This window comes from Vibrio jasicida CAIM 1864 = LMG 25398 (genome assembly GCF_000400365.1).
In the GTDB taxonomy this organism is placed as follows: Bacteria; Pseudomonadota; Gammaproteobacteria; order Enterobacterales; family Vibrionaceae; genus Vibrio; species Vibrio jasicida.
This window is the reverse complement of sequence record NZ_BAOG01000232.1, coordinates 1-2,119: the sequence shown is the minus strand read 5'-3', so window position 1 is coordinate 2,119 and position 2,119 is coordinate 1. Positions and strand designations below refer to the sequence as shown.

2 protein-coding genes are annotated in these 2,119 nt (G+C 41.5%); both read right to left on the bottom strand.

Annotated elements, in window-relative coordinates; all coding sequences use genetic code 11:
- Window positions 1-256: 256 nt before the first annotated feature.
- Complete coding sequence (locus VJL_RS27155; protein WP_038882467.1) at window positions 257-961, bottom strand: hypothetical protein; 705 nt, start codon at window positions 959-961, stop codon at window positions 257-259.
- A gap of 148 nt (window positions 962-1,109) precedes the next feature.
- A complete protein-coding gene (locus VJL_RS27150; protein WP_038882466.1) occupies window positions 1,110-1,571 on the bottom strand; it encodes a GNAT family N-acetyltransferase in 462 nt (153 codons plus the stop codon).
- Window positions 1,572-2,119: the final 548 nt, after the last annotated feature.

Below are 2,119 nucleotides of genomic sequence, written 5' to 3'. Positions count from 1 at the left end.
CGTAAACGGTGAAATCAAAGCAAACACTCCGCATATAGTGCCACCGGAAAGAACGTGAAAGGTACAAACTGAAAGGTGTAAAGACGAGTGCCAAAACAGATAAACACCAAAACTTATGACCTTTGATGTCAACCCGTACTAACGCCCTGTTAAGGTGTGAGCAACGCAACACCGAAGCCTATGCATACCACCTTAAACACAAAACGCAACGCATAGTAAAAATACCAAGCGTTGCGAATCACTCTTAAACAGATTGTTATGTACGTTCTTCAGGGTCACCCAACATTGGATTTGGGCTGTTACTAGGTAACTCTTCGGTTCTTGACTGAGTATTCCAAGCAATCTCAGCAATCTCTTTTATGCGATCAACAATAGGTTTTGCATCAGTACCTAATTTTCCGAGAACAACTCCTGCATCCCCGATTAAGCCCCAAAACCTGTCCAGATCAGATACACGTTTATGTAGTTCCGACTGCAGCTTTTCAAGACGTTTTAGTAGCCTTTGTTGATGAGATGGTTCCAAATCTTCTAGTTTTGAGATTTGTGCTCTAAGTTCATTTATTAACTCTTGTACGCGTTCCAAGTCACCTTTTGAAAACTCATAAGCAAAGGCGCTCTTAAATACATTCTTATAACGATTCGAGTATGTTTCCACCTTTAACAATACAGCTTGATTGCCGACAGCACTTTGTACTTCTTGTATATATTCGCTTAGTGCCTGGCAGTTATCCTCTAGACTACCTGTCGGTTGAGGTAGATCGACTGCAATTGTTAAGTCAAAATTATTTATAAGAATATTAATGAATGCAGATGCTTCCCAAAGTAACTCATGCTCTTCTTCCGTCCACTCTTCTCCCTTCTCGAGTTCAGCCAAACGCGATAGAGTTAAGCTGCAAGCCTCATGAAGCCCAAGAATCGGATCATCTTCCACTTTTTCGATAAAACTCTCTTCAAAAAACATATGCAACTCCTATAATTTATCGAATAGTACATAACGCCTTGTTAAGGGGTGAGCAACGCAATGCTGATGCCGCCGCATACCGCCTTAAACACTAAAACCAACGCATAGTAAAAATGCCACGCGTTGCGAATCCCTCTTGAACAATTTGTTATACCGCTGTCTGCCGCTCCAGACGAACTTCTATTGCTTTAACGTTTGAGCTGTAAGCCAATTCAAAAATATCTGACTCAATACGCTCTGCAACCTTGAAACCTAGTGCCTCAAAGATCTCTACATTACCAGTTTGCTCAACGCACCAAACTGAGAGCAAGCCTGCATTTGAGAACATACGCTCTGCTTCTAAAATTAAGCTTCGAGCTACGCCTTTTTTACGACATTCAGGCATGACAGCAAGTGTACTTAAATTAAGCGTTTTGCCGGACAACTTAACCTTTATAAAACCCACTAGCTGGTGATCCAAATAATACCCCAAACAAGTCCACTCATTTGTTGAACTAGCTTGGTTTCTTTGAGCTTCGGAAGTTGGACGATAGATTTTTCGTAGCTCGGAGAAGCTTGTTTTTGATAGAGATAAGAGCGAGTGACCTGTGCCGCTTATTTGCTTTATCATTGATTTCTCCCTTGCGGTATAACGCCCTGCTAAGGGGTGAGCAACGCAATACCGAGGCCGCTGCAAACCACCTTAATCACTAAATTCAACGCATAGTGAAAATGCCACGCGTTGCGAATCCCTCTTGAGCAGTTTGTTATGTGTTTTCATCCGAAGCTTTTGGAGCAGTGTTCTTTGCTATCTGAATCAATGTATATGATATGCCACATATGAAAAATTTGGCTATCCATAGCATTATCCCAGAGACGAGAGCTCCAATACCTAGTTGAATTCCATGCAAGACAGTGGAAAAGATACCAACTGCCACTACTAGTACTGCTAGACATGTTACAACAACATCCATGATTCTGATTAGTGACTCAAATCGCTCGACTTTTTTCATTTACACTCCCTGTAATTCATTTAAAAGCGGATATTATCTCATTTTAAGTAGCTGGCTCGACGCAATCCTGACCAAGACACATAACGCCGCGTTAAGTGGTGAGCAACGCTACCACTGTACTCAAGACATAATGACATAAACACTGATGCATATCTTTGAGCTAAAG

Bases quoted from the DNA above. Each gene is read 5' to 3' on its own strand.
- VJL_RS27155 (WP_038882467.1), bottom strand. From the start codon at position 961: ATGTTTTTTGAAGAGAGTTTTATCGAAAAAGTGGAAGATGATCCGATT.
- VJL_RS27150 (WP_038882466.1), bottom strand. From the start codon at position 1,571: ATGATAAAGCAAATAAGCGGCACAGGTCACTCGCTCTTATCTCTATCA.